This is a genomic window from Cellulomonas sp. SLBN-39 (assembly GCF_006715865.1).
Lineage (GTDB): Bacteria > Actinomycetota > Actinomycetes > Actinomycetales > Cellulomonadaceae > Cellulomonas.
This window is the reverse complement of sequence record NZ_VFOA01000001.1, coordinates 3,069,408-3,092,889: the sequence shown is the minus strand read 5'-3', so window position 1 is coordinate 3,092,889 and position 23,482 is coordinate 3,069,408. Positions and strand designations below refer to the sequence as shown.

Here is a 23,482-nt window from a genome sequence, read left to right as displayed (position 1 = left end):
CCGCCGGGAGCGGTCGCGCAGGTCGGGCCGCAGCGGTCGGCAGGGTGCCTCGTCCGTGCCGGGCACTGCGCGGACCGCCGTCCCGCCGACCCCTCCGTGCGGGCTGGACGGCGGTCCGCGGCTCCCCTACGCGTCGGGTGCCGGCTCGGCGAACCAGACCTGGGTCTCGCCGTAGCGGCGGTCGCCGAAGGGCACGAGGGTCGCGGGCCAGCGCGGGTCGGCGGACCGCGCGGAGCGCTCGACGACGACGACGGCTCCGGGAGCGACGTGCCGGGCGACGTGCTCGAGGTCGTCGGCGAGCGCGTCGTCGGGCAGGTCGTAGGGCGGGTCGAGGAGGACGAGGTCGAACGGCTCGGCGCCGTCGGGGCGGCGGACGAGGTACCGGTCGACCCGGTCGGCGACGACCTCCGTGCGCGCCTGCAGGCCGAGGGCGCGCGCGTTGCGCCGGCAGGCCTCGACGGCGGCGCGGGCCTGGTCGACGAGGACGACGTGGGCGGCGCGGCGGCTGGCGGCCTCCAGGCCGAGGGCGCCCGAGCCGGCGTACAGGTCGAGCACGCGGGCGCCGTCGACGGCGTCGAGGTGCTCGAGCCGCGAGAAGAGGGCCTCGCGCACGCGCTCGCTGGTGGGGCGGGTGCCGGTCGAGGGGACGACGAGCGTGCGGCCGCCGGCCGAGCCCGCCACGATCCGGGTCACCGCGGGGCCGCCGTGGCGGGGTCGTCGAGCATGCGCTCGTACCAGGGCCGCTCGTGCGTGGACGAGGCCACGACCACCGCGACGACGGACAGCACCAGCTGGACGCTCGCGAGCACGGGCGGGGCGGCCTGCAGGGCGACCCCCACCCACAGGGGCAGCAGGCAGAGGGCGACGAGGTCGGGGCCGCGCACGAGGACGGCCATCACCCCGGACGGCAGCGCACCGGCGGGGGTCGACACCAGCGGGGCCGACCAGTCGGGCGACGGCCGGTACGCGGCACGGACCGCGGCGGCGGCCCACACCGGGCTGCTGACCACGGCGAGCACGAGCCAGTCGGCCGGCGCACCCGCCCACCGGCCGACCGCGCCGAGCGCCACGACGGACCACACGAGCATCACGGCGGCGGGGACGAGCATGCGCAGCCGACGCACGTGCCCGGCGTCCAGCGGGAGCAGCGCGTCCAGGACCGGTGCGACCTGGGCCCAGCGGGCGCCCTCGGCCGTCGCGGTCGCGGCGACCCACCCGCCCACGAGCAGGGCGAGGAGCACGCCGACCGGGCTCGCCAGCTGCGGCACCACGGTGGCGAGCACGGGCAGGAGGACGGCGACGACGACCTGCACGACGTGGCGCGACGAGCGGCGCAGCAGCACGAGGTCTGCCGTGACCAGGGCGGAGGCGGCCCCTCGGACGGTGCGCAGCCGTGACACCCACGCGCGGGCACGCGGAGCGACGCCGGCCCCGAGCGCACGGCCGAGCTCGCGCGAGTCGAGCGAGACGACGGCACCCAGGGCCTGGGAGGTGACGGAGCCGGCCTCGCGCAGGGTACGGGCGGGCACGTCGTCGAGGCGGCGGTCGACGACCACGGCACCCGCCGCGACCAGCAGCGCGCCGGCCAGGACGACGCCCGCCCCGGGGGTGGGCAGGTCGGCGGGCGCGGCCGACGTCACGACGAGCAGCACTGCCGCCACGGGCGCTGCCAGCACGAGGAGGTCGCCGGCCAGCGCGGCCGCTCGCCGGGGCGCGCCGAGCGTCTGGACCAGAGCGGCGGCGAGCACGGCACCGGCGGCGACGACGGCGCCCGCGAGCGCGGACAGGGCGAGGGGGCCCCCGGTGCGCGCGAGCATGCCGGCCTCGAGCAGGAGCACGACGAGCGCCCCGACCCCGGCGGCCAGCAGCGGCAGTCGCCGGGCGGTCGGTCGCAGCAGCCCGCGGCGCCCGACCGGGAGGTCGAGCCACCAGCCCGCCTCGGGCCCACCCAGGCCGACGGGGCCGAGGCGTCCCGCGAGCGACAGCAGCGCGCCGATCCCGGCGACGAGCAGGACGGCCACGAGCACGGGGAGGCTCAGGCCGCCAGGGGCCTGGACCTCGGGCGCGGCGGGCAGGGCGTCGCGCAGCTGGCGGACCGTGCCCCCGGTGATGAGCGCGGCGATGCCGACGGCGACGAGGGCCTCGTAGAGGTCCTGCAGCAGGGCGCCTGCCCGAGCACCCGCCCGGCCGCGCGCCGCACGGGCCGTGAAGCGGCGGATCTCCCGGGCCGTCGGCACCTCGCCGAGGTCGAACCCGCCGACGACGGGGTCGTCGGCGGTGTGGGCGTCGGCGGTCACAGCACGGCCCGCCCGATGCGCCGGGCGGCCTCGTCGGGGTCGACGACCTCGCTGACGGCCTCGCCGACGTGCACGGCGGAGTCGCACACCTCGGCGACCAGCTCGGGGTCGTGGGTCGCGAGGAGCACCGCGCCGCCGGCGCTGCGCTCGTCGCGCAGGCGGGCGGCGAGCCGGTCGCGCATCCGCCGGTCGAGGCGCTGCTCGGGCTCGTCGAGGACGAGCAGCGAGCGCGGCCGCACGAAGCCGGCGGCCAGCAGGAGCCGGCGCCGCTGCCCCGAGGACAGCGTGACGGGCAGGGCGCGGGCGTGCTCGGCGAGCCCGAACTCGTCGAGGACCTCGGCGACGACGTCGTGGGCCCCCAGCACGCCGTGCCCGCGCGCCGTGAGGTAGAGGTGCTCGGCGACGGTCAGCGCGGGGAAGTACGCGTCGTCGTCGAGGACCCCCGCGACCTCGCGCCGGTGCCGGGCCGAGCGCTCGTCGACGGGGCGCCCCAGGACCTCGACCGTGCCGGCGGTCGGCACGAGCAGGCCGAGGACCGCCCGCAGGACGGTGGACTTGCCGGAGCCGTTGGCACCCACGAGCGCGACCGCCCCGCCCGCGGCGAGCTCGAACGACACGGGGGCGCAGACCGGCTCCCCGCCGTACCCGACGGACACGTCACGCAGGACCACGGGCGGGGCTGTCACCATGCGCGCCAGGGTAGCCGCGCGCCCGTCAGGCCCGGTCGAGGAACTCCTCGCGCTCCCCCGTCAGCGACTCCTCGATCGCGGCGACCAGCGTCGGCCACGTGGCGAGCGTCACGTCCTGCCCCACGAGGGCCCGCGCGTCGGCACGGGCCCGGTCGATGACGTCGGCGTCGCGCGTGACCCGCAGCAGCCGCAGCGAGCTGGTGCGGCCGTGCTGCGCGGCGCCCAGGACGTCGCCCTCGTGGCGCAGCTCCAGGTCGAGGGCCGCGAGCGCGAAGCCGTCGGTCGTGCTGGCGAGCGTCTCGAGGCGGGCGTGCGCATCGCTGCCCGGGACCGCACGGCTGACGAGCAGGCACAGGCCCGGCCGGCCGCCGCGGCCCACCCGCCCGCGCAGCTGGTGCAGCTGGGAGATCCCGAAGCGGTCCGCGTCGAGGACGACCATGACCGTCGCGTCGGGCACGTCGACGCCGACCTCGACGACCGTGGTCGACACCAGCACGGGCGAGGCGCCGGACGCGAACGCGGCGAACGCGGCGTCCTTCTCCTCGGGCGGCATGCGGCCGTGCAGGACGCCGATGCCGAGGCCCGCGAGCTCGGGGCGGGCGCGCAGCTCGTCCACGACCTCCAGCACCGCACGCAGCGGTGGGCGGGTGCCGGCGGCGTCCGGCGAGCCGACGGTCCCGGTGGCCGCGGCCAGCAGGTCGGCGCCGTCCTCGTCGTCGTCGGCCCCGGCGGACCCGCCGGGGGCGTCGTCCGGCTCGATGCGCGGGCACACGACGTACGCGCGCCCGCCCCCGTCGACCTCCTCCCGCACGCGCTGCCACGTGCGGTCCGTCCAGCGGGCGTTGCCGGCCGGCACGTGGTGGGTGGTGATGCCTGCGCGCCCGGCCGGCAGCTCGTCGAGCACGGACGTCTCGAGATCGCCGAACACCGTCATGGCGACGGTGCGCGGGATCGGGGTGGCCGTCATGACGAGGGTGTGCGGCGTGCGCCCGGCCTTGGCGCGCAGCGCGTCACGCTGCTCGACACCGAACCGGTGCTGCTCGTCGACCACCACGAGCCCGAGGTCCGCGAACTGCACGTGCTCGGCGAGCAGCGCGTGCGTGCCCACGACGATGCCGGCGCGCCCGCCCGCGGCGTCGAGCAGGCTCGCGCGGCGGGCCGCGGCCGGCAGCGACCCCGTGAGCAGCGCGACCCGGGTGGCGTGCTCCGCGCCGTCGAGCGTGCCCGCCTCGGCCAGGTCGCCCAGGAGCCCTCGCAGGGTGCGGGCGTGCTGCGCGGCCAGGACCTCCGTCGGCGCGAGCAGCGCCGCCTGCCCGCCCGCGTCGACGACCTGGAGCATCGCGCGCAGCGCCACGACGGTCTTGCCCGACCCGACGTCGCCCTGCAGCAGCCGCTGCATCGGCCGGGGCGCGGCCAGCTCGGCCGCGACCTCCTCGCCGACCCTGCGCTGCCCCGGGGTCAGGGTGAACGGCAGGCGCGCGTCGAAGGCGTCGAGCAGCCCGCCCGGCCGGTGCGGGCGGGCCACGGCCTCCTCCTGCTCGACGCGGGCACGTCGGCGCGCGAGCTCGGCCTGCAGGACCAGCGCCTCCTCGTAGCGCAGGCGCTCGCGGCCGCGCCGCCAGGCGGCCTCGTCGGGCGGCACGTGCACGAGGCGCAGCGCCTCCAGCAGGGTCGGCAGGCCGTCGCGGGCCTGCAGGTCCGCCGGCACCGGGTCGGGCACGTCAGCCTCGGTGAGCGGGTCGAGCACCTGACGGACCGCCTTGGCGACCTTCCACGACTCGAACCCCGCGAACGCCGGGTACACCGGGATCGGCCTCTCGGCCTCGTCGAGCGCGACGTCCTCCTCGTGCGGGTCGTCGTCGGTGGTGAACAGCCGGCACTCGGGGTGCATGAGCTGCGTGGTGCCGCGGTACAGCGACACCACGCCGGTGAACAGCCCGCGCCGACCGGCCCGCAGCTGCTCCTCGCGCCACTCCAGGCGGCGCCGGCTCGCGGCGAAGAACGTCAGCTCGAGGCGGCTCGTGCCGTCGGTGATCGTCGACTGCAGCAGACCCTTGCCGTTGCCCGTGGTGCGCAAGGACGTGCGCACGACCTCGGCCACGACCGTGACGTGCTCGCCGACGCCGAGCGCGGACATGTCGGTCAGGGTGGCGGCCTCGGCGTAGCGCCGCGGGTAGTGGCGCAGCAGGTCGCCGACCGTGTGCAGGCCCAGCTTCGCCAGCGCCTTGCCGGTGCGCGCGCCCGTCGCGCGGTCGAGGCGCACCCCCAGCGCGTCGGTGCTCAGCATCGGTCCTCCGTCCGGGCCGCGCGAGCCCTCTCCACCTGCGTCGCCCTGCGTCGTCCACCTGCGTCGTGCCGTCGGGGCGGCGTCAGTCCAGCCCAGCCCACCACGTCACACCCACAGCGGGCCCGGCGAGCACGACGTCGAGGCCGTCGCGCTCGAGCTCGCGCGCCGCGACGGCCGCGTCCGTGGCCGTCCACGCCGTGCCGTGCAGCAGCGTGACAGCCTGGCCGTCAGGGTGCGCCGCCCGCAGGCGCCGGACGGCCGCGACCACGGCAGCGGACGCCGGGACGGGGCACGCGTCGGCCCCCGGGTCCGGGCGCGCGCTCTGCCTCGCGCCCGGCTCCGGGCCCTGGACGGAGCCCGACGAGGCGGTGCGCAGGCGCGCGAGCACCTCCCGGGCGGCAGCGCCGGCGCGGTCACGACCGCCCGCGAGCAGCGCGAGGCACGCGACCGCGGCCGTCCCGTCGTCCGGCACGGGCAGCACGTCCAGCCGCACGCCGTCCGCCGTGACGGGGCCGAGACCAGCGGGCACACCCACGCCGACCACCACGACGGACGCGGCGTGCGTGTCCGCCGCGGCTCGCGCCACCTGCTCCTCGAGCCCGTCGACGACGGCCCCGGGCCCGCGGACCACCGTCACGGCTCCGGCGGTCGCGAACCACGCGGCCATGCCGGGCGAGGGCGTGACGATCACCAGCCCGGGGTCGGCGGGCGGCAGGTCCAGGCGCCGCACGACGGCCTGCGCCACCTGGCGGGCGGGGACGACGGCCAGCGCGGCGGCGGGGTCGTCGGTGTGCACGTGGCCGTGCCGGAGCAGGCCGGCGTCGGCGACCGCGACGGAGTCGCCGACGTGCGCGAGCGCGACCGCCAGGTCGTCCTCGACGCCGTGGTCGCCCTCCCGGCCCCCGGGGCGGTGGTCGGCCTGCTGCTCGGCCCGCCCACCGTCCGGGCGGACGAGCAGCATCACCTCGAACGCGCCACCGGTGACCCCGGCGGGGCCCGGCACGACGGCCGTGGCCGGCGCGGGCAGCCACGCCAGGTCGAGCTCGTCCGGGCGGGGTGCGCGACCCGACCGCAGCACGTGGGCGAGCACGTCGAGGACGACGAGCAGCGCGCACGCACCGGCGTCGACGACCCGGGCGTCGCGCAGCACGTCGAGGGCGGCCGACGTGCGCGGCAGGCCCTCGCGCGCGTCGGCCAGCGCGCGGGTCAGCGCCCGCGCGGCGTCGGGGCCGTCGGACCGCGCGACCCGGTCCGCGACCTCGCGGGCCACCGTCAGGACCGTGCCGTCACGCGGGTCGGGCACCGCCCGACGTGCGGAGTCGGCAGCCCGCCCCAGCACGGCACCGAGCCGCTGCGGGGCGGTGCGTCCGTCGGCCCCGTCCCCGTCGGCCCCGTCCCCGTCGAGTCCGGCCGCGAAGCCCCGCAGCCACTGCCCGAGGATGATGCCGGAGTTGCCGCGCGCCGCCCGTGCGGCGCCGTCCGCGAGAGCGCCGCACACGCCGGGGACGGACGCGGCCGGGTCCAGCAGGTGCACGGCCGCGGCCCCGCCGGCCAGCGTGAGAGCCACGTTCGTGCCGGTGTCGGCGTCGGGGACGGGGAACACGTTCACGGCGTCGATCCGCTCGCGCGCGGCCCGGGCGGCGGCGAGGGACCCGTCGACCCAGGCCCGTGCGCCGGCGGCGTCCCACGGCCACTCGTGCACGCCGTCCCCTCTCGTCGGTCGACCCCGGCCGCGTCGCGGCGGGACGCGGGGCGGGGACCATGGTGCCTGGTCCCGCGCGGCCGTGGGTGCCGCCCGCGCGGCGGGCGGTGGCCGCGTCGCGGCGGTCCGGGGCGCAGAGTTGGGGCGCGCTGCGACGATGGGCTAGTCTTGCCCGGTTGCCCGGAACGCCTCGGGCTTCCCCCGACTCAGTGTCGTCGCACTCCGACGCCCGTCGTGGACGCGCCTGCCCCGGCCCCGGCCGGGCGTCGACCGCGTCCGCCGGCGCGCCAGGTGAACGCGAACGACCCGGGCCGACAGGCCCGCGCCAGACCAGAACACAGGAGAAGACCGTGGCTGCCAACTGCGACGTCTGCGCCAAGCGCCCGAGCTTCGGGCACAGCATCTCGCACTCGCACGTGCGGACGAAGCGCCGCTGGAACCCCAACATCCAGCGCGTGCGCGTCGTCGTCGCCGGGACGCCGAAGCGTCTGAACGTGTGCACGTCGTGCCTCAAGGCCGGCAAGGTCACCCGCGCCGTCTGACCCGTGACGCGCCGCGAGGCGCACCACGCACCGTCCGAAGGCCCGCGAGCCGACGTCTCGCGGGCCTTCGTGCTGCCCGCGACCTGTGGCAGGGTGATCGCATGGTCGAGCACGAGGACGTCACGATCCGCCCCGCCACCGTCGACGACGCCGCGGCGATCGCGCAGGTGCACGTGCGCTCGTGGCAGGAGGCGTACGCGGGCATCGTCCCCGCCGAGCACCTGTCCGGCCTCGACGCCCACGCCCGCACGCCACAGTGGGAGGACAGGCTGCGCAGCGGACCCGACGACCACGTGCGCACGCTGGTCGCGCAGCGCGGACCCGTGGTCGTGGGGTTCGCGTCCTACGGGCCGCCGCGCGACGAGGACGCCCGCCGCGGCGACCGGGAGATCTACTCCATCTACCTCGACCCCGGCACCTGGGGCCGTGGCGTCGCCCGTGACCTCATGCGCTCCGTGATCGACGAGACCCGTGCCCCGCTGACGCTGTGGGTGCTCGCCGCCAACGAGCGGGCGCGGCACTTCTACCGGCGCCACGGCTTCCAGCCCGACGGCGTCGAGCGGCTCGAGCAGGTGGGCGGCACGGACCTGCTGGAGGTCCGCTACCGCCGCGGCTGACCCGCGTCGCAGGTGCCGGGTCAGGTCCGGAAGTGGTCCCACCCCGACGTGCCGACCGCCGGGGGCGCACCCGCGACGAGCACGTCGGCACCCGCTCGGGGCAGCACACGCCCGACCGGTGCGAACGGCGCGGGCAGGACGGTCCCGGCCGGGAACGTCGCGAGCAGACCGTGGTCCTCGCCGCCGGCGAGCAGCCACTCCTGCACGTCGACGCCCAGCAGGTCGGCCGCGGCGGTCAGGCGCCCGGCGTCGTCGGCGAACGCCGTGCACGGGTCGGTGAGGTCCACGGTGACGCCGCTGGCCCGGGCCAGCCGCCCCGCGTCGCGCAGCAGCCCGTCGGAGACGTCCATCATGGCGGTCGCTCCGGCGCGCGCCGCGCCGACCCCGGCGTCGAGCGGGGGCCGGGGCACCCGGAACGCGTCGACCAGCGCGTCGTCGGCGCCACCCTGCTCCGCCAGGAGCAGGGCCAGGCCGGCGGCGGACCATCCCCGTCGGCCCGCGTGCGCGACGACGTCGCCCGCCCGCGCCCCCGAGCGCAGCACGGGGGCCCGGCCCCCGAGATCGCCGAACGCGGTCACCGCGACCACGAGCGCGGGGCCCGACGACAGGTCGCCGCCCACCACGCCCGCGCCGTGCGGACGGCACCCGTCGCCCAGGCCGGCGGCGAGCGCCTCCACCCACGCGACCGGCGTCGTCGGGGGCATCACGAGCCCGACGACCAGCGCGGTGGGACGTGCGCCCATGGCCGCGACGTCCGCGAGGTTCTGCGCAGCCGCCCGCAGGCCCACCTGGTGCCCGGACGACCACGCGCGACGGAAGTGCACGTCCTCGACCAGCACGTCGCACGTCACGACCGTGCGCCCGTCGGGGGTCGCGACCACGGCCGCGTCGTCGCCCGGCGGCACGAGGGTCGCGTCGCCGACGGGCAGGTGCGGGAAGATCCGCGCGAGCAGCTCCTGCTCGTCGAGGTCGGCGACGGTCGGCTCAGCGGGCACCCGCACACGCTAGACGGTTCCGGGCGGAGTCGTGCCCGGCGGTAGCGTGGCGCCATGCCCTCCCGCGCACCAGCACCGTCGTCCGCGCGCCCGGGGACCGGCCTGCTCGTCGGCACCGTCCTCGTCGCGACCCTGGCGGGCTGCGCCACCGTCGTGCCGGTCGAGGCAGGGCCGGAGGCCACGGACCCGACGTGCGCGTCCGTGGTGCTCGCGACCCCCGAGGAGCTCGGCGACGGGCTCGAGCGGGTCGGCACCGACGCGCAGGCGACGACCGCCTGGGGCGAACCTCGCGCCGCCGTCGTCCTGCGGTGCGGCGTCGAGCCGCTGGGCCCGACGACGGACCGGTGCGAGTCGGTGACGACACCGTCCGGGCCGACGATCGACTGGGTGGTCGTCGAGGAGGACGACGGCGACTGGCGCTTCACGACCTACGGGCGGGTGCCCGCCGTCGAGCTGCTCGTCCCGCAGGAGGTCACGCAGGAGCGGTCGACGTCGTTCGTCGACCTTCTCGGGCCGGCCGTCGCCCTGACCGAGGAGGAGCGCCGCTGCCTGTGACGCCGGCGCCGCTCAGCGCAGCCCGGTGGGCCGCTCGAGCGCGAGCTGCAGGAGCTCGTCGACCAGCGTCGCGTAGTCCACGCCCGACGCCTGCCACATGCGCGGGTACATCGAGTAGGGGGTGAACCCGGGCATCGTGTTGACCTCGTTGACGACGACCTTGTCCTCCGCGGTGACGAACACGTCGACGCGGGCCAGCCCCTCGCACCCGAGCGCCTCGAAGGAGCGCACGGCAACGTCCTGCACGGACGCCACGACGCCCGCCGGCAGGTCCGCCGGGCACGACAGCGTCACGCCCGACTCGTCGAGGTACTTGGCCTCGAAGTCGTAGAACGCGTGCCGCGGGTCGGTCACGACGATCTCGCCCGGCACGGACGCGCGCGGCGGGGCGCCCCGGCGTCCGCCGAGCACCCCGCACTCGACCTCACGCCCCACGATCCCCGCCTCGACGACGACCTTCGGGTCGTGCCGGCGGGCCTCGGCGACCGCCTCCGGCAGCTGCGCGAGGTCCGTCACCCGCGTGATCCCCAGCGAGGACCCCGCGCGCGCGGGCTTGACGAACAACGGCAGCCCGAGCCCGTCGACGAGCGCCTCCAGCGATGCGGCGTCCGCGGGCGCGGACGGCAGCAGCACCCGGTAGGGGCCGACCGGCAGGCCGGCGCCGACCAGGACCGTCTTCATGACGTGCTTGTCCATGCCGACCGCCGACGCGAGCACCCCCGAGCCCACGTACCGCACGTCGGCGAGCTCGAGCAGGCCCTGCAGGGTGCCGTCCTCGCCGAAGGGCCCGTGCAGCAGCGGCAGGACCACGTCGACCGCGCCCAGCGTGCGGGCCACCTGGCCGTGCTCGACCACCTGCACGTCGCGGTCGACGGTGCCCTGCGGCAGCACGACCCGCGCGGCGGTGTCGAGCACCTCGGGCAGCCGGCCGTCCGTGATGGCCCACCGCGCCGGGTCGTCGTCGGCCAGGACCCACTGCCCCTCGCGCGTGATCCCGACGGCCACGACGTCGTACCGGGTGCGGTCGACGGCGGCCAGCACCCCGCCCGCGGTGGCGCAGCTGATCGCGTGCTCGCCGGACCGTCCGCCGAACAGCACCATCACGCGAGGTCGGCGTCCACCGCCCCCGCTCGCATCGCTCGGGTCGGTCAGGGGGGTCCGGGTGGCGTCCATCGGGATGGGACCCTACCCCGCCGCCGGACCGTCCGGGCGCTGTCGCCGGACCCTGTGCACGGACCGTGGGCGACCGCGACTAGCCTCGGTGGTCGTGAGCGCAGCCGACCACCCGCACCCCACGTCCCCGGCCACCCTCGCGGTGACCGCCGGCCGACCGCCGCGCGCGCCCGGCGGGCCCGTGAACCCGCCGGTGGTGCTGTCCTCGACGTACGTGTCGCAGGGCACCCCGACCCCGGGCGAGCTGCTGTACGCCCGGTCCGGCACCGAGACGTGGGAGCCCTTCGAGGCCGCCGTCGCCGCGCTGGAGCGCGCCGGCCACGCGGCGGCAGGCCGGCCGACGGACGGGCCGCCGGCCGTCGTCCTCGCCTCCGGGATGGCCGCGATCGACGCGGTGCTCGCGCTCGTCCCCGTCGGCGGGCGCGTCGTCGTCCCGCAGTTCGCGTACCAGGTCACGCTCGTGCTCCTCGACGAGCTCTCCGCCCAGGGTCGCCTGGCCGTGGACCGCGTCGACATCGCCGACACCGCCGCCGTGCGCGCGGCGCTGCAGGGCGGCCCCGGCACGCCCGCCGCGGCGATGCTGTGGGTCGAGTCGCCGACCAACCCCATGCTGGAGGTCGCGGACGTGCCCGCGCTCGTGCACGCCGCGCACGAGGTCGGGGCGCTCGCCGTCGTGGACAGCACCTTCGCCACCCCGCTCGGCCAGCGCCCGCTCGCCGCAGGTGCCGACGTCGTCGTGCACTCGGCGACCAAGTACCTCGCGGGGCACTCCGACGTCGTGCTCGGCGTCGTGGTGACCGACGACGCGACCCTGCACGCCCGCGTCGTCGGTCACCGCACGACGCACGGAGCCGTCGCCGGCCCGTGGGAGGTCTGGCTCGCGCTGCGCGGGCTGCGCACCCTGGCGCTGCGCGTCGAGCGCTCGCAGGCCACCGCCGCCGAGCTCGCACGGCGCCTGGCCGAGCACCCCGCGGTCGCCCAGGTGCGGCACCCGAGCCTGCCCGACGACCCGGGGCACGCGCGGGCGTCCGCCCTCATGGACGGGTACGGGTCGATCATCGGCGTGCGCCCGCGCGGCGGCGTCCCGGCGGCCGACGCGGTCGTCGCCGCCGTGCGCCTGTGGCTGCCCGCCACGAGCCTGGGCGGCGTCGAGTCCTCGCTCGAGCGGCGCCGCCGCTTCGCGACCGAGTCCCCCGGCGTGCCGGAGGACCTGCTCCGCCTGTCCGTGGGCGTGGAGGACGTCGAGGACCTGTGGGACGACCTCGACCAGGCGCTGCGGGCGGCCGCGGCCTGACCCCCGCGCCCGCGGGCGGCCGCACGTGCCCGCCGGGCTCCGCGGGGCCCGGTCGGACGTCACGCCTCGACGGGGAGCACGCCCTCCGCCTTGTGTGGCCGGGCGAGCAGCAGGCCCGCCATCGCGTCCACGGGCAGCCCTTCGTGCAGCACGCGCACCACTGCCGACGTGATGGGCATGTCCACGCCGAGCGACGTCGCGAGCTCGAGGACCGAGCGGCTCGACTTGACGCCCTCCGCGGTCCCCCCGGTCGCGGCGAGGGCCTCGTCGAGGGACATCCCCCGGCCGACGTGCACGCCGAGGGTGTGGTTGCGCGAGTCCGGGGACGCGCAGGTGGCCATGAGGTCGCCCATGCCCGCGAGGCCGGGGAACGTCGCCGCGTCGGCGCCCAGCGCCAGGCCCAGCCGCGTGATCTCGACCAGGCCCCGCGTGATGACCGTCGCCATCGTGTTGAACCCCATGCCGCGCCCCTGCGAGATCCCGACCGCGAGCGCGATGACGTTCTTCACGGCGCCGCACAGCTCGACACCGACGACGTCGGGGTTGGTGTACGGCCGGAAGTACGCCGACGCGCAGGCCCGGGCGACGACCCGGGCGGTCGCGTCGCTGGTGGACGCGACGACCGTCGCGGTGGGCTGGCGTTCGGCGATCTCGCGGGCCAGGTTCGGCCCGGACAGCACGGCGACGCGGTCGGCGCCGATCCGCAAGGACTGGGCGACGACCTCGCTCATCCGCTGGTCGGTGTCGAGCTCGACGCCCTTCATGAGGGACACGACGACGGCGTGCGGCTCGAGGGCGTCCGCCAGCGGTTCCAGCACGGCCCGCGCCCGCTGGGACGGCACGGCCACGGCCACCACGTCGGCGCCCGCGAGCGCGGCTCGTGGATCCGTGGTGGCGGTGACGCCGGCGGGCAGCCGGACGCCCGGCAGGTAGGCGCTGTTGCGCCTGTCGGCGGCGATCTCGGCCACCGTCGCGGCGTCGCGCCCCCACACGGTGACGGAGCAGCCGGCGTCGGCCATGACCGCGGCGAACGTGGTGCCCCAGCTGCCCGCCCCGAGGACGGCGGCCCGCAGGGGGCGCTCCGCCCCGCTCACGGGGCGACCTGGCCGTCGGTGCCGGCGGCGGGCGCGTCGGGCCCGGGGGTCTGCGGCGGACGGCGACGCATGTCGAAGCGCTGGGCGGGGGCCCGCTCGGCGCGGACCTCCTCGAGCAGGGTCGTGATCGCGGCCATGACGCGCTCGGTGGCCTCGCGCAGGGTCGCGGCGTCCTGCGGGCGGTCGTAGAGGTCGTCCAGGTCCACGGGCGGCCCGGCGACAACTGTCACCCGCTTGCGGGGGAAGGGCTTGAGCACCTTGCCGTAGCGGGCGAGGAGGTCCTGCGGGCCCCACTGCGCGATCGGCACGACCGGTGCCCGGGTCGTCAGGGCGAGGCGCGCGACGCCGGTGCGTCCCACCATCGGCCACAGGTCGGGGTCACGCGTGAGCGTGCCCTCCGGGAAGACCGCGACGCACTCACCCGCCTCGAGGGCCGTGACGGCCGAGCGCAACGACTCCCCCGCCGCGGAGGACTCGCGGTGGACGGGGATCTGCCCGGTCGCCCGCAGCACGGGGCCGACCACCGGCACCCGGAAGAGCGAGGCCTTGGCCAGGATGCGTGGCACGTGGCCGTGGTCCCACAGGTAGTGCGCGAGGGTGAGGGGGTCGACCTCGGTCATGTGGTTCGACGCGGCGAGGAACCCGCGGTCGGACGGCAGGTGCTCCCCGCCACGCCAGTGCTGACGGGTGGTCGCCCGCAGGAACGGACGGATGATCCGTGCGACGTTCCGGTAGGCACGGTTGGAGCGCGAGGGCGACGGCACGGGACCCGATGGTAGCCGGGTGCGCGCCGCCGCCCGCGCGGGGGCTCAGCGCTGGTCGGTGTGCTCGCGGCTGAACTGCGCGCCGAGCGCGTCGAGCTTCTCCGTGAAGTGCTCGTAGCCGCGGTCGATGAGGCTGATGCCCCGCACGGCCGACGTGCCCTTGGCCGCGAGGGCCGCGATGAGGTGGCTGAACCCGCCGCGCAGGTCGGGCACCTCGATCTCCGCCGCGGACAGCGGGGTGGGGCCGGAGATGACGGCCGAGTGGTAGAAGTTGCGCTGCCCGAACCGGCAGGGCCGTCCGCCCAGGCACTCCTTGTAGACCTGGATGGTCGCACCCATGCCGACGAGCGCGTCGACGAAGCCGAACCGGTTCTCGTACACCGTCTCGTGCACGATCGACAGGCCGCGCGCCTGGGTGAGCGCCACGACCAGCGGCTGCTGCCAGTCGGTCATGAACCCGGGGTGCACGTCGGTCTCGAGCTGGATCGAGCGCAGGTCGCCGCCCGGGTGGTAGAACCGGATGCCCTCGTCGCTGATCGCGAACTCGCCGCCGACCTTGCGGAACGTGTTGAGGAACGTCGTCATCTCGGGCTGCGTCGCGCCGCGGACGAAGATGTCGCCGCCCGTGGCCAGGGCCGCGGAGGCCCACGACGCCGCCTCGATCCGGTCCGCGAGCGCGGTGTGCTGGAACCCGACGAGCCGCTCGACGCCCTCGATCCGGATGACCCGGTCCGTGTCGACCGAGATGATCGCGCCCATCTTCTGCAGGACGTTGATCAGGTCCATGATCTCGGGCTCGATGGCCGCGTTCGCCAGCTCGGTGATGCCCTCGGCGCGCACGGCCGTGAGCAGGAGCTGCTCCGTGGCCCCGACGCTGGGGTAGGGCAGCGCGATCTTGGTGCCCTGGAGGCGGTGCGGCGCGCGGATGTGGATGCCGTTGTGCGTCTTGTCCACGACGGCACCGAACTGGCGCAGGATGTCGAGGTGGTAGTTGATCGGCCGGTCGCCGATCCGGCAGCCGCCCAGGTCCGGGATGAACGCCTCGCCGAGCCGGTGCAGCAGCGGACCGCAGAACAGGATCGGGATGCGGCTCGACCCGGCGTGGGCGTCGATGTCGGCCACGTGCGCGGACTCCACGTCGGTCGGGTCCAGCCGCAGCGTGCCGGCCGCGGCGTCCGCGTCGACGCGCACGCCGTGCAGCTCCAGCAGGCCGGTGACGACACCGACGTCGCGGATCTGCGGGACGTTCCGCAGCTCGCTCGGGGTCTCGCCCAGCAGCGCGGCCACCATCGCCTTGGAGACGAAGTTCTTGGCACCGCGCACGGTGATCTCGCCGCGCAGCGGGTTGCCACCGTCGACGTACAGCAGGTCGCTCATGCTCACATGCTCCCCTACGTGGCCGGTCCCGGACGCCACGACGCCCGTCCGGCGGTCGGTTCTCGCACAACTCTCACATGTGGCACCCAGGTGACGCAGGGACGTGCGTCCCGCGCCTGCGACCCCTGGCACCGTGGGGTGAACCGTCCGGAACGCCCGGTTTCTTCCCGTGACCTGGCCCGCAGCCCCGGGACGGGCAGCGGCGCCGCCCGGCCCGCCCGTCCGTGCTCGCCGACGGGTCAGCGCGTCGCCCTCGACTTCTTCACCCGTCCGGCGGAGCCTGACGACGCACCCGTGGCCGGCTTGCCCTTCGTCGGCTCGACCTTCGTCGCCCTGCCCTTGGCCGCCTTGCCCTTCGCACCCTCGCCCTTGGCCGCCTTGCCCTTCGCACCCTTGCCCTTGGCCACCTTGCCCTTCGCACCCTCGGCCTTCGCCGGCTTGGCCTTCGCCGGCTTGGCCTTCGCCGGCTTCGCCTTCGCCGTGGGGGGCGCCGCGCCGGTCGTCACCGCGTCGGCCTGAGCCGGCGCCGCCACGGGCACCTCGACCTCGTGGCGCGTCGACACCGTGCCTGTGCCCGGAGCGGCCCCGGGCGCCAGCGCGGAACGCAGCCCGGCACCGGGCCGGAAGCGGGCCGCGGTGGACGCGGCGACGTCGATCACGGCACCCGTGCGGGGGTGCCGTGCCCGCCGGGCGGGACGGGGCACGGGCTCGAACGTGCCGAAGCCGGTCAGGGTGACGCGCTCACCGGCCGCGAGCGCGGCCGTCACCTCCGCCAGCAGCGCGTCGAGGGCGCGCGCGACGGGCTCACGGGCCGCCCCGTCGGTGCGGGCCACGACCCTGTCGACGAGATCTGCTCTGCCTACCACGGTGTGCCCCTCTCGTCCGCCGCTGAGGGCACGTTAGCGCTCCGTGCGCGGCGAGCCGGGCCCGCCGCGCCGCGCACGGGGCGCGGGCGGCGGGCGACGCACGCGGGTCAGACGGTGCGCGTCGCGCCCAGCTCGACCTCGACCGCGGGCCGGGCGGACCGGATCTCGACGGACGGCAGGTGCTTGGCCGGCAGCGTGCGGGGACGCCAGGCCTCGCGGGTCGCCTCGAACGCGGTGATCTCGTCCGCGTGCTGGAGGGTCAGCCCGATGTCGTCCAGCCCCTCCATGAGGCGCCAACGGGTGTAGTCGTCGACGCCGAACGGGACGACGACGTCGTCGCAGGTGATGGTGCGGGACCCGAGGTCCACGGTCACCTCCGTGCCGGGCCGGGTCTCGAGCACCTTCCAGAGCAGCTCGACGTCCTCCTGGGCGACCTGCGCGGCGAGCAGGCCCTGCTTGCCGGAGTTGCCGCGGAAGATGTCGGCGAAGCGCGAGGAGACCACGACGCGGAAGCCGTAGTCCTTCAGCGCCCACACCGCGTGCTCGCGCGAGGAGCCGGTGCCGAAGTCGGGTCCGGCGACCAGCACGGAGCCGGCGCGGTAGGCGTCCTGGTTGAGCACGAACGTCGGGTCGCCGCGCCAGGCGGCGAACAGGGCGTCCTCGAAGCCCGTGCGGGTGACGCGCTTGAGGTACACGGCCGGGATGATCTGGTCGGTGTCGACGTTGCCGCGGCGCAGCGGCACGCCGACGCCGGTGTGGGTGGTGAACTTCTCCATGGCGGGGGCTCCTGGTCCGAGGGCGTGGGCGGGGCGGGGTCCAGGCTCAGACCTGGAGCGGGACGGCCGGGTCGAGGGGGGCCAGCGGCGAGCCGTCGAAGTCCGCGGGGTCGACCTCGCCGAGGTCCAGGTCGGCCAGCGACGAGAGCGTCCCCCGGATCGCCGTGGCGGCGGCCACGAGCGGCGACACGAGGTGCGTGCGCCCACCCTTGCCCTGGCGGCCCTCGAAGTTGCGGTTCGACGTCGAGGCGGACCGTTCGCCGGGCGTCAGCTGGTCCGGGTTCATGCCGAGGCACATCGAGCAGCCGGCGTTGCGCCACTCGGCGCCGAACTCCTTGAAGATCACGTCGAGCCCCTCCGCCTCGGCCTGCAGACGCACGCGTGCGGAGGCCGGGACGACGAGCACGCGGACGTCGTCGGCCTTGGTGCGACCGCGCAGCACCTTGGCGACGGAGCGCAGGTCCTCGATGCGGCCGTTGGTGCACGAGCCGATGAACACGGTGTCGACCGCGAGCTCGCGCAGCGGCCTGCCCGGGGTGAGCCCCATGTACTCGATGGCGCGCTCGGCGGCGACGCGCTCGTTCTCGTCGGCGATCTCCTCAGGCACGGGCACCGAGGCCGACAGCGGCAGGCCCTGACCGGGGTTGGTGCCCCAGGTGACGAAGGGCTCGAGATCGGACGCCCGCAGCGTGACCTCGGTGTCGAACTGCGCGTCGTCGTCGGTGCGCAGCGTGCGCCAGTACTCCACCGCGGCGTCCCAGTCGGCACCCTCGGGCGCGTGGGGGCGGCCCTTGAGGTACGCGAACGTGGTCTCGTCGGGTGCGATCATGCCGGCGCGCGCCCCGGCCTCGATCGACATGTTGCAGATCGTCATGCGCGCCTCCATCGACAGCGCACGGATCGCCTCGCCGCGGTACTCGAGCACGTAGCCCTGCCCGCCGCCGGTGCCGATCTTGGCGATGATCGCCAGGATGATGTCCTTCGACGTCGTGCCGGGCGGCAGCGCGCCCTCGACGTTGACCGCCATGGTGCGGAACGGCGCCAGGGGCAGCGTCTGGGTCGCGAGCACGTGCTCGACCTCGGACGTGCCGATGCCGAACGCCAGGCCGCCGAACGCGCCGTGCGTCGAGGTGTGCGAGTCGCCGCACACGACCGTCAGGCCCGGCATGGTCAGCCCGAGCTGAGGGCCGACCTGGTGCACGATCCCCTGGTCGGCGTCGCCCAGGGAGTGCAGCCGGACGCCGAACTCCGCGGCGTTGCTGCGCAGGGTGTCGATCTGCGTGCGGCTCGTGAGGTCCGCGATCGGGCGGTCGATGTCGAGCGTCGGCGTGTTGTGGTCCTCGGTGGCGATCGTCAGGTCGGGCCGCCGCACCGGGCGCCCCGCCAGCCGCAGCCCCTCGAACGCCTGCGGGCTCGTGACCTCGTGGACGAGGTGGAGGTCGATGTACAGCAGGTCCGGTGCCCCGTCCGTGCCGCGTCGCACGACGTGCGCGTCCCAGACCTTCTCCGCCAGCGTGCGGCCCATGTCGTCCGTCCTCTCCTCCGGGTGGGGGCGCCCGGTTTCCACCTCGTCGACGGGCCGCGGTCGCGGCTCCGTCTTGCATCTCAGTGAGCGAGACGCCAATATCGACCTATGGACAACTCTAGCGGAGTCGGCGTGCTGGACAAGGCCGCCTCGGTGCTCAGTGCCCTGGAGGCGGGGCCGGCGACCCTCGCGCAGCTCGTCGCTGCCACCCATCTTGCCCGCCCCACCGCCCACCGCCTGGCGGTCGCGCTCGAGCACCACCGCCTCGTGGCCCGCGACCTGCAGGGCCGGTTCGTCCTCGGCCCGCGCCTGTCGGAGCTCTCGACGGCCGCCGGCGAGGACCGCCTGCTGGCCGCCGCCGGCCCGGTGCTCGCGCTGCTGCGCGACCACACGGGCGAGAGCGCGCAGCTCTACCGGCGCCAGGGCGACCAGCGCATCTGCGTCGCCGCGGCCGAGCGGCCCATCGGCCTGCGGGACTCCATCCCGGTCGGCGCCACGCTGACCATGCAGGCCGGGTCGGCCGCCCAGGTGCTGCTCGCGTGGGAGGAGCCGGACCGCCTCCACCGCGGCCTGCAGGGCTCGAAGTTCACCGCGACGATCCTGTCGGGCGTGCGCCGCCGGGGCTGGGCGCAGTCCGTGTCCGAGCGCGAGGTCGGCGTCGCGTCGGTCTCCGCACCGGTGCGCGGCCCCTCGGGTCGCGTCGTGGCCGCCGTGTCGGTGTCCGGCCCGCTCGAGCGCCTCTCGCGCCAGCCCGGTCGCCTGCACGCCTCGGCCGTCGTCTCGGCCGCGAACCGGCTCACCGAGGTGCTGCGCCGCACGTCCGAGTGAGATCCGCGGACGAGTCCTGCGAGGGGCGCCCGCCGTGCGGCGGGCGCCCCTCGCGCATTCTTGACCCTCTCCGCTCGGCGCGTCCGATCGCGGAGGAAGCGGCGCACGCAGCAGGCGCCGGACATGCAGAAGGCCCGGTCACCTTGCGGTGACCGGGCCTGTCGTACCCCCGACCGGATTCGAACCGGCGCTACCGCCGTGAGAGGGCGGCGTGCTAGGCCGCTACACAACGGGGGCCTGCCAGCCACGACCCGGAGGCCGTGTGCCGAGTGACTACTCTACCCGACGCTCGTCCGACTCCCGACCACCCACCCGGAGGTGAGGGTCGGACCGTGACGCTGCGCCGACCGAAGCGGTCAGCGCTGGGGTACCAGGACTCGAACCTAGACTAACTGAACCAGAATCAGTCGTGCTGCCAATTACACCATACCCCAAGGTGCGTGACTCCTGGCTGCCTCGTCTCGCGTCTCCGCGAGCGAGCCACCCGGGCGCCTCACCGGCCGTGAACATTACCCGAGCCCGGGCCCCCCGGTCCAACCGGATCCCGCGCCCCTGCGCCGAGCAGCCGCCCGCAGCCCGCCGAGCACCGGGCGCCCCGCACCACGGCGCGGTCCCAGAGGGCCCGACCGCCGGGCCCGAGTGATCGACGTCACGGCACCGGGATCTCGGCGAGCTCGGCCAGGTCGTACCAGAGCAGGTCGTGCTCGTCGAGACGGCCGATCGCCGCCTCGTCGCCCTCGGCCGCCGCCGCGACGTCCGCCGCCGCCCCGACGTCGTCGACGTGGACCGCCGCCATCGCCCGCAGGTCGACGTCGCACGTCACGGTGACGGCAGAGGGCACGGACGGCTCGGCCGGCGTCTGGACGCAGGACTCGGGGACGTCCGCGGCGACCACCAGGCGCAGCCGCGGCGCACCCGGGCGCCCGGCCAGCAGGACGAGGCTGTCGTCCGCCGCGCTCGCCTGCGCGGCGTACTCCCAGCCCTCCTCGTCCTCCTCGGGCCACAGCGCCCGCAGCGGGGCCGTCACCGCGTGGGCCGCACGCGGCCCTGCGAGCCGGGGAGGAGTGGTCTGCAGCTCGTCGAGCGTGGTCGACAGGTAGACGCGCACCGGGCCAGTCTGCCCTGCGGGGCGCTCGGTCCGTGCGCTAGCGCGCCCGGGTCTCCCCCACGGCACCGGCGGCGCCGACCTGCGGCGACAGGGCGGCCACCACCTCGGCGGCCAGGCGGGCGAGCATCCGCCGCGCGGGTGAGCCGGGCGCGACCTCGCGCAGCGCCCTCCCCTCGAGCAGCGCGGCGTCGGCGGCGGGCCGGTCGTCCGGCACCAGCGTGACCTCCTCCACCCCCGCGTACCGGGCGAGGGCCTCGACCACCGCCTCCCCGGGCCGAGCGCCGGCCACGGTCGGGCGGACGCGGTTGACGACGACACGTCGACGTGCGGCCAGGCCCCGGTCGTCGAGCTCGGAGAGCCCCCGCACGAGCCGCTGGACGCCGACCGGGTCCGCCGACCCGACCACGACGACGAGATCGGCGTGCTCCAGCGTGGTGAGCGTGGCGGCGTTGCGCTGCGGGGCCCGCGTGTCGTACGTGAGCATCTCGTCCTGCTCGAGGCAGAAGCCGGTGTCGGCCACGACCACCTGCGCGAGCCGCCGCGCCTGCGCCAGCACCACCTCGAGCGACGAGGCCGGCAGCTCCGGCCACCGGTCCGGCCGGGACACGCCCGACAGCAGGCGCAGCTCCGGCATCACGACCGGCGAGAGCCTCGCCAGCGCCCGCAGGTCGAGCGTGCCCTGACCGGCGGCACGCGCGGCCGCGGCCAGCCCGGGTGCCTCGTCCAGCACCCCGAGCACCTGGGCGACGGCGCCGCCGTAGGTGTCCGCGTCCACGAGCAGCGTGCTGCACGCCAGACCCGCGAGCTCGGCGGCGAGGTTCACCGCGACCCAGGTCCGGCCGGGTGCGCCCGTGGGGCCCCACACGGCCACCGTGGAGCCCGGCGCGGCGGTCGTCACAGGCAGCGGGTCGGCCACCGGCGGCGGCGTGGGCGGTCCGTCACCGAGGCCGGCGAGCGCCTCGCGCACGACCGAGCCGACGTCGTCGACCCGGTCGACGTCGACCACGAGGTCGGCCCCGTGCGCCGTGAGACGCTCCGCCAGCCACGGACGCGTCGGGTCCGCGAGGCCGACGACCCGCACGCCGCACCGGTGCAGCACGTCCACCGCCTGACGGTCCAGGAGGTCCAGGTCGGCCGAGACGACCGCGAGCGCGCCGAGGCCGGCCTCGGCGGCCGCCAGCAGCTCACCGACGTCCGCGCAGCGGCGCGTGACGGCCAGGCGCCCGCCGCTGGCGGCGACCGCCTCGACGACCGCGGCCTCGGTCTCGCCCTGGACGGCGCACAGCACCCCGACAGCCACCTCAGCCCCCCGTCCCGGGCACGGGCACCACGTCGACGGTGCCGTCGCCGCCGAGGGCCGCGAGGACGGCCGGCAGGTCGTCGACCGGGACCAGCACGTGAACGGTCCGCGTGCCGCCGGCGGCGAAGGCCCCGTCGGCCGAGCTGATCTCCGCGACGGTCAGCGCCGCGGCGAGCTGCTCCGGCGCGGGCGGGGCCTCGGAGGCGGCCAGGTCGGCGGCCGGGGTCCACCACAGGTCCACGGCGGCCCCCTGGACCATGCCCCGCGGCGGTTCGCCGCCGAGCGGCACGGCGACGGCACGCACGTCGAGGTCCGCGGCCGCGCCGAGCGCGGCGACCGGCACGAGCTCGCCCTCACCCACCACCCGCAGCACCACGGCGTCGGCCGGGAGCGGCTCGTCGGCGAGCAGGTAGCCGTCCGCGGCACCGGCCAGCCGGACCTCGGCCACGGCGAGCTGAGCGGGTGCGACCGCGTCGCCGGGCGTGAGGGTCTGGGCGGCCACGTACACCGCGACCGTCTGCTGGGCCGCGGTGACGACCCAGCTGCCCAGCGCCACCGAGACGGCGATGAGCACCAGGCCCGTCAGCAGCCGCGGGTCGCGCCAGCCGGGGCGGCGCAGACGGGTCGCGGCGGGTGCCGGCAGGTCGAGGACGGTGCTGTCCACTGGGCGGTTCTCCTTGCAGGGTGCGGGTCGGGCCTGGAGATCCTCGCGCACGAGGGCGCCGGGCGCGATCACCCGGACCGGGGGTTGTGGACGACACGCGGGCCGTGCGTCGCGGCCTGTGGACGACCGGTCCGGGCGGGTCGCACGTGCCAGACTTCGACCATGGCCACGAGGTTCCTGACGCTCGCCGACGTGTCCGAGATCCTCAACGTCTCGGGGGCGCAGGCGTACTCGCTCGTCCGCTCGGGCGACCTGCCCGCGATCCAGATCGGCGGGCGCCTGCAGTGGCGCGTCGAGGCCACCGAGCTCGAGCGGTACATCGAGCGCATGTACGCCGAGACCCGCGCACGGACGGTAGCCCAGGACGCCGACCAGCACTGAGGGGACCCGGCGCGGCACCGGGGCGGTGCGGAAGCACCGCGAGGGCTCGCCGCCGGTGGCTCGCGACGAGCCGGGGCGCCCGGGGACGCCGCACACCGGCCGGAGTCGTCAGCGGGAGACGACCGCGCGCAGCGCAGCGAGCGGGACGGCGACCCAGCGGCCCGCCGGCGCGACGGTCGTGAGGTCGACGTGGTCGGCCCCGACGCGCTCGAGGCGTCCGACGACCTCGCCGGCGCCGGTGCGGACGGCCACCGTGACCCGGTCGCGCGCGAGCGCCCGGAGGGCGTGACCGAGGCCGAGCCGGCGCTCGGCGGTGCCCGCAGGAGGGGCGACCTGGACCGGTAGCCCCGTGACCGCGCGGACGGCGTCCAGCGGGACGAGCGCGCGCCGGGCACCGCCCACGTCCAGCAGCACCCACGTCGGCGTCGCGTCGAGCAGCGCGCCCTCGAACCGGTCGGGCTCGCCGTCCCCGACGTCGAGCTGGACGCGCCGGCCCACCGCGGCGCGCAGGCGGTCGGCCAGGTGCACGCCGGCGCGCTCGGCCCGGGTGAGCTCGGCCACCTGCCAGCGCTGCTCGGCCTGCGCGCCCGCCGCCAGCTGCGCCTCGAGGTCGGCGAACAGCAGCTCCCAGCGCACGGACCGACCGTA

At 76.5% G+C, this 23,482-nt stretch carries 23 protein-coding genes and 2 tRNA genes; 6 read left to right on the top strand and 19 right to left on the bottom strand.

Annotation, left to right across the window (positions count from 1 at the left end):
- Positions 1-126 precede the first annotated feature (126 nt).
- From rsmD to FBY24_RS14090, 5 genes are all read right to left on the bottom strand, one after another.
- Positions 127-693, bottom strand: coding sequence for a 16S rRNA (guanine(966)-N(2))-methyltransferase RsmD (rsmD, locus tag FBY24_RS14110; RefSeq protein ID WP_142163565.1), 567 nt, complete (start codon positions 691-693; stop codon positions 127-129).
- Complete coding sequence (locus FBY24_RS14105; protein WP_142161537.1) at positions 690-2,297, bottom strand: DUF6297 family protein; 1,608 nt, start codon at positions 2,295-2,297, stop codon at positions 690-692. The genes rsmD and FBY24_RS14105 overlap by 4 nt, the downstream gene beginning before the upstream one ends.
- On the bottom strand, positions 2,294-2,986 hold the full coding sequence (locus FBY24_RS14100; protein ID WP_142161535.1) for an ABC transporter ATP-binding protein: 693 nt from the start codon (positions 2,984-2,986) through the stop codon (positions 2,294-2,296). Before FBY24_RS14100 ends, FBY24_RS14105 begins: the two co-directional genes overlap by 4 nt.
- A gap of 25 nt (positions 2,987-3,011) precedes the next feature.
- A complete protein-coding gene (locus tag FBY24_RS14095; RefSeq protein ID WP_142161533.1) occupies positions 3,012-5,273 on the bottom strand; it encodes an ATP-dependent DNA helicase RecG in 2,262 nt (753 codons plus the stop codon).
- An 82-nt stretch (positions 5,274-5,355) separates the two neighbouring features.
- Positions 5,356-6,975: a DAK2 domain-containing protein gene (locus FBY24_RS14090; RefSeq protein ID WP_142161531.1), complete on the bottom strand. Its 1,620-nt coding sequence runs from the start codon at positions 6,973-6,975 to the stop codon at positions 5,356-5,358.
- A gap of 350 nt (positions 6,976-7,325) precedes the next feature.
- On the opposite strand from FBY24_RS14090, the gene rpmB reads away from it, so the two are divergent.
- Positions 7,326-7,517: a 50S ribosomal protein L28 gene (gene rpmB, locus FBY24_RS14085; RefSeq protein ID WP_140458598.1), complete on the top strand. Its 192-nt coding sequence runs from the start codon at positions 7,326-7,328 to the stop codon at positions 7,515-7,517.
- A gap of 101 nt (positions 7,518-7,618) precedes the next feature.
- Entirely contained in the window at positions 7,619-8,134 is a 516-nt protein-coding gene (locus FBY24_RS14080; protein ID WP_142161529.1) for a GNAT family N-acetyltransferase, read from the top strand.
- A gap of 20 nt (positions 8,135-8,154) precedes the next feature.
- Here FBY24_RS14080 and FBY24_RS14075 read toward each other — a convergent pair whose 3' ends face one another.
- The gene (locus FBY24_RS14075; protein WP_142161527.1) at positions 8,155-9,129 is read right to left on the bottom strand and encodes a thiamine-phosphate kinase; all 975 of its coding nucleotides are present in this window, start codon (positions 9,127-9,129) and stop codon (positions 8,155-8,157) included.
- 54 nt (positions 9,130-9,183) lie between these two features.
- Here FBY24_RS14075 and FBY24_RS14070 point away from each other — a divergent pair, with 54 nt between their 5' ends.
- Positions 9,184-9,684 (top strand): DUF3515 family protein, encoded by a 501-nt coding sequence (locus FBY24_RS14070; protein WP_142161525.1) that lies wholly within the window; start codon positions 9,184-9,186, stop codon positions 9,682-9,684.
- A gap of 12 nt (positions 9,685-9,696) precedes the next feature.
- Here FBY24_RS14070 and FBY24_RS14065 read toward each other — a convergent pair whose 3' ends face one another.
- The gene (locus FBY24_RS14065; protein WP_142161523.1) at positions 9,697-10,857 is read right to left on the bottom strand and encodes a D-alanine--D-alanine ligase family protein; all 1,161 of its coding nucleotides are present in this window, start codon (positions 10,855-10,857) and stop codon (positions 9,697-9,699) included.
- Positions 10,858-10,951: 94 nt separating this feature from the next.
- Between FBY24_RS14065 and FBY24_RS14060 the strand changes: the two genes are divergently transcribed.
- Positions 10,952-12,151, top strand: a complete 1,200-nt coding sequence (locus tag FBY24_RS14060) for a PLP-dependent aspartate aminotransferase family protein (protein ID WP_255432402.1) — start codon at positions 10,952-10,954, stop codon at positions 12,149-12,151.
- Positions 12,152-12,210: 59 nt separating this feature from the next.
- Here the strand turns inward: FBY24_RS14060 and FBY24_RS14055 are convergent, their stop codons facing one another.
- The 6 genes from FBY24_RS14055 to leuC form a co-directional block, all read right to left on the bottom strand.
- Complete coding sequence (locus tag FBY24_RS14055) at positions 12,211-13,170, bottom strand: NAD(P)H-dependent glycerol-3-phosphate dehydrogenase (protein ID WP_370511032.1); 960 nt, start codon at positions 13,168-13,170, stop codon at positions 12,211-12,213.
- Between the two features lie 71 nt (positions 13,171-13,241).
- Positions 13,242-14,009, bottom strand: a complete 768-nt coding sequence (locus FBY24_RS14050; RefSeq protein WP_142161519.1) for a 1-acyl-sn-glycerol-3-phosphate acyltransferase — start codon at positions 14,007-14,009, stop codon at positions 13,242-13,244.
- A gap of 45 nt (positions 14,010-14,054) precedes the next feature.
- Positions 14,055-15,386 (bottom strand): UDP-N-acetylglucosamine 1-carboxyvinyltransferase, encoded by a 1,332-nt coding sequence (gene murA, locus FBY24_RS14045; protein WP_142161517.1) that lies wholly within the window; start codon positions 15,384-15,386, stop codon positions 14,055-14,057.
- Positions 15,387-15,625: 239 nt separating this feature from the next.
- Positions 15,626-16,252, bottom strand: a complete 627-nt coding sequence (locus tag FBY24_RS14040; protein ID WP_142161515.1) for an HU family DNA-binding protein — start codon at positions 16,250-16,252, stop codon at positions 15,626-15,628.
- Positions 16,253-16,359: 107 nt separating this feature from the next.
- On the bottom strand, positions 16,360-17,028 hold the full coding sequence (gene leuD / locus FBY24_RS14035) for a 3-isopropylmalate dehydratase small subunit (protein ID WP_142161513.1): 669 nt from the start codon (positions 17,026-17,028) through the stop codon (positions 16,360-16,362).
- Between the two features lie 46 nt (positions 17,029-17,074).
- Positions 17,075-18,553 (bottom strand): 3-isopropylmalate dehydratase large subunit, encoded by a 1,479-nt coding sequence (leuC, locus tag FBY24_RS14030; protein ID WP_142161511.1) that lies wholly within the window; start codon positions 18,551-18,553, stop codon positions 17,075-17,077.
- A 108-nt stretch (positions 18,554-18,661) separates the two neighbouring features.
- Between leuC and FBY24_RS14025 the strand changes: the two genes are divergently transcribed.
- Entirely contained in the window at positions 18,662-19,381 is a 720-nt protein-coding gene (locus FBY24_RS14025) for an IclR family transcriptional regulator (protein ID WP_140458587.1), read from the top strand.
- Positions 19,382-19,545: 164 nt separating this feature from the next.
- On the opposite strand, the gene FBY24_RS14020 is transcribed toward FBY24_RS14025, so the two are convergent.
- From FBY24_RS14020 to FBY24_RS14000, 5 genes are all read right to left on the bottom strand, one after another.
- Positions 19,546-19,618, bottom strand: a tRNA-Glu gene (locus tag FBY24_RS14020).
- 125 nt (positions 19,619-19,743) lie between these two features.
- Positions 19,744-19,815, bottom strand: a tRNA-Gln gene (locus FBY24_RS14015).
- A 215-nt stretch (positions 19,816-20,030) separates the two neighbouring features.
- Positions 20,031-20,489, bottom strand: coding sequence for a hypothetical protein (locus FBY24_RS14010; RefSeq protein ID WP_142161509.1), 459 nt, complete (start codon positions 20,487-20,489; stop codon positions 20,031-20,033).
- Positions 20,490-20,526: 37 nt separating this feature from the next.
- Positions 20,527-21,789, bottom strand: coding sequence for a hypothetical protein (locus FBY24_RS14005; RefSeq protein ID WP_174243496.1), 1,263 nt, complete (start codon positions 21,787-21,789; stop codon positions 20,527-20,529).
- A gap of 1 nt (position 21,790) precedes the next feature.
- Complete coding sequence (locus FBY24_RS14000) at positions 21,791-22,453, bottom strand: hypothetical protein (RefSeq protein WP_142161507.1); 663 nt, start codon at positions 22,451-22,453, stop codon at positions 21,791-21,793.
- A 162-nt stretch (positions 22,454-22,615) separates the two neighbouring features.
- Here FBY24_RS14000 and FBY24_RS13995 point away from each other — a divergent pair, with 162 nt between their 5' ends.
- The gene (locus FBY24_RS13995) at positions 22,616-22,834 is read left to right on the top strand and encodes a helix-turn-helix domain-containing protein (RefSeq protein WP_142161505.1); all 219 of its coding nucleotides are present in this window, start codon (positions 22,616-22,618) and stop codon (positions 22,832-22,834) included.
- Positions 22,835-22,942: 108 nt separating this feature from the next.
- Here the strand turns inward: FBY24_RS13995 and FBY24_RS13990 are convergent, their stop codons facing one another.
- Entirely contained in the window at positions 22,943-23,470 is a 528-nt protein-coding gene (locus FBY24_RS13990) for a hypothetical protein (RefSeq protein ID WP_142161503.1), read from the bottom strand.
- Positions 23,471-23,482 lie beyond the last annotated feature (12 nt).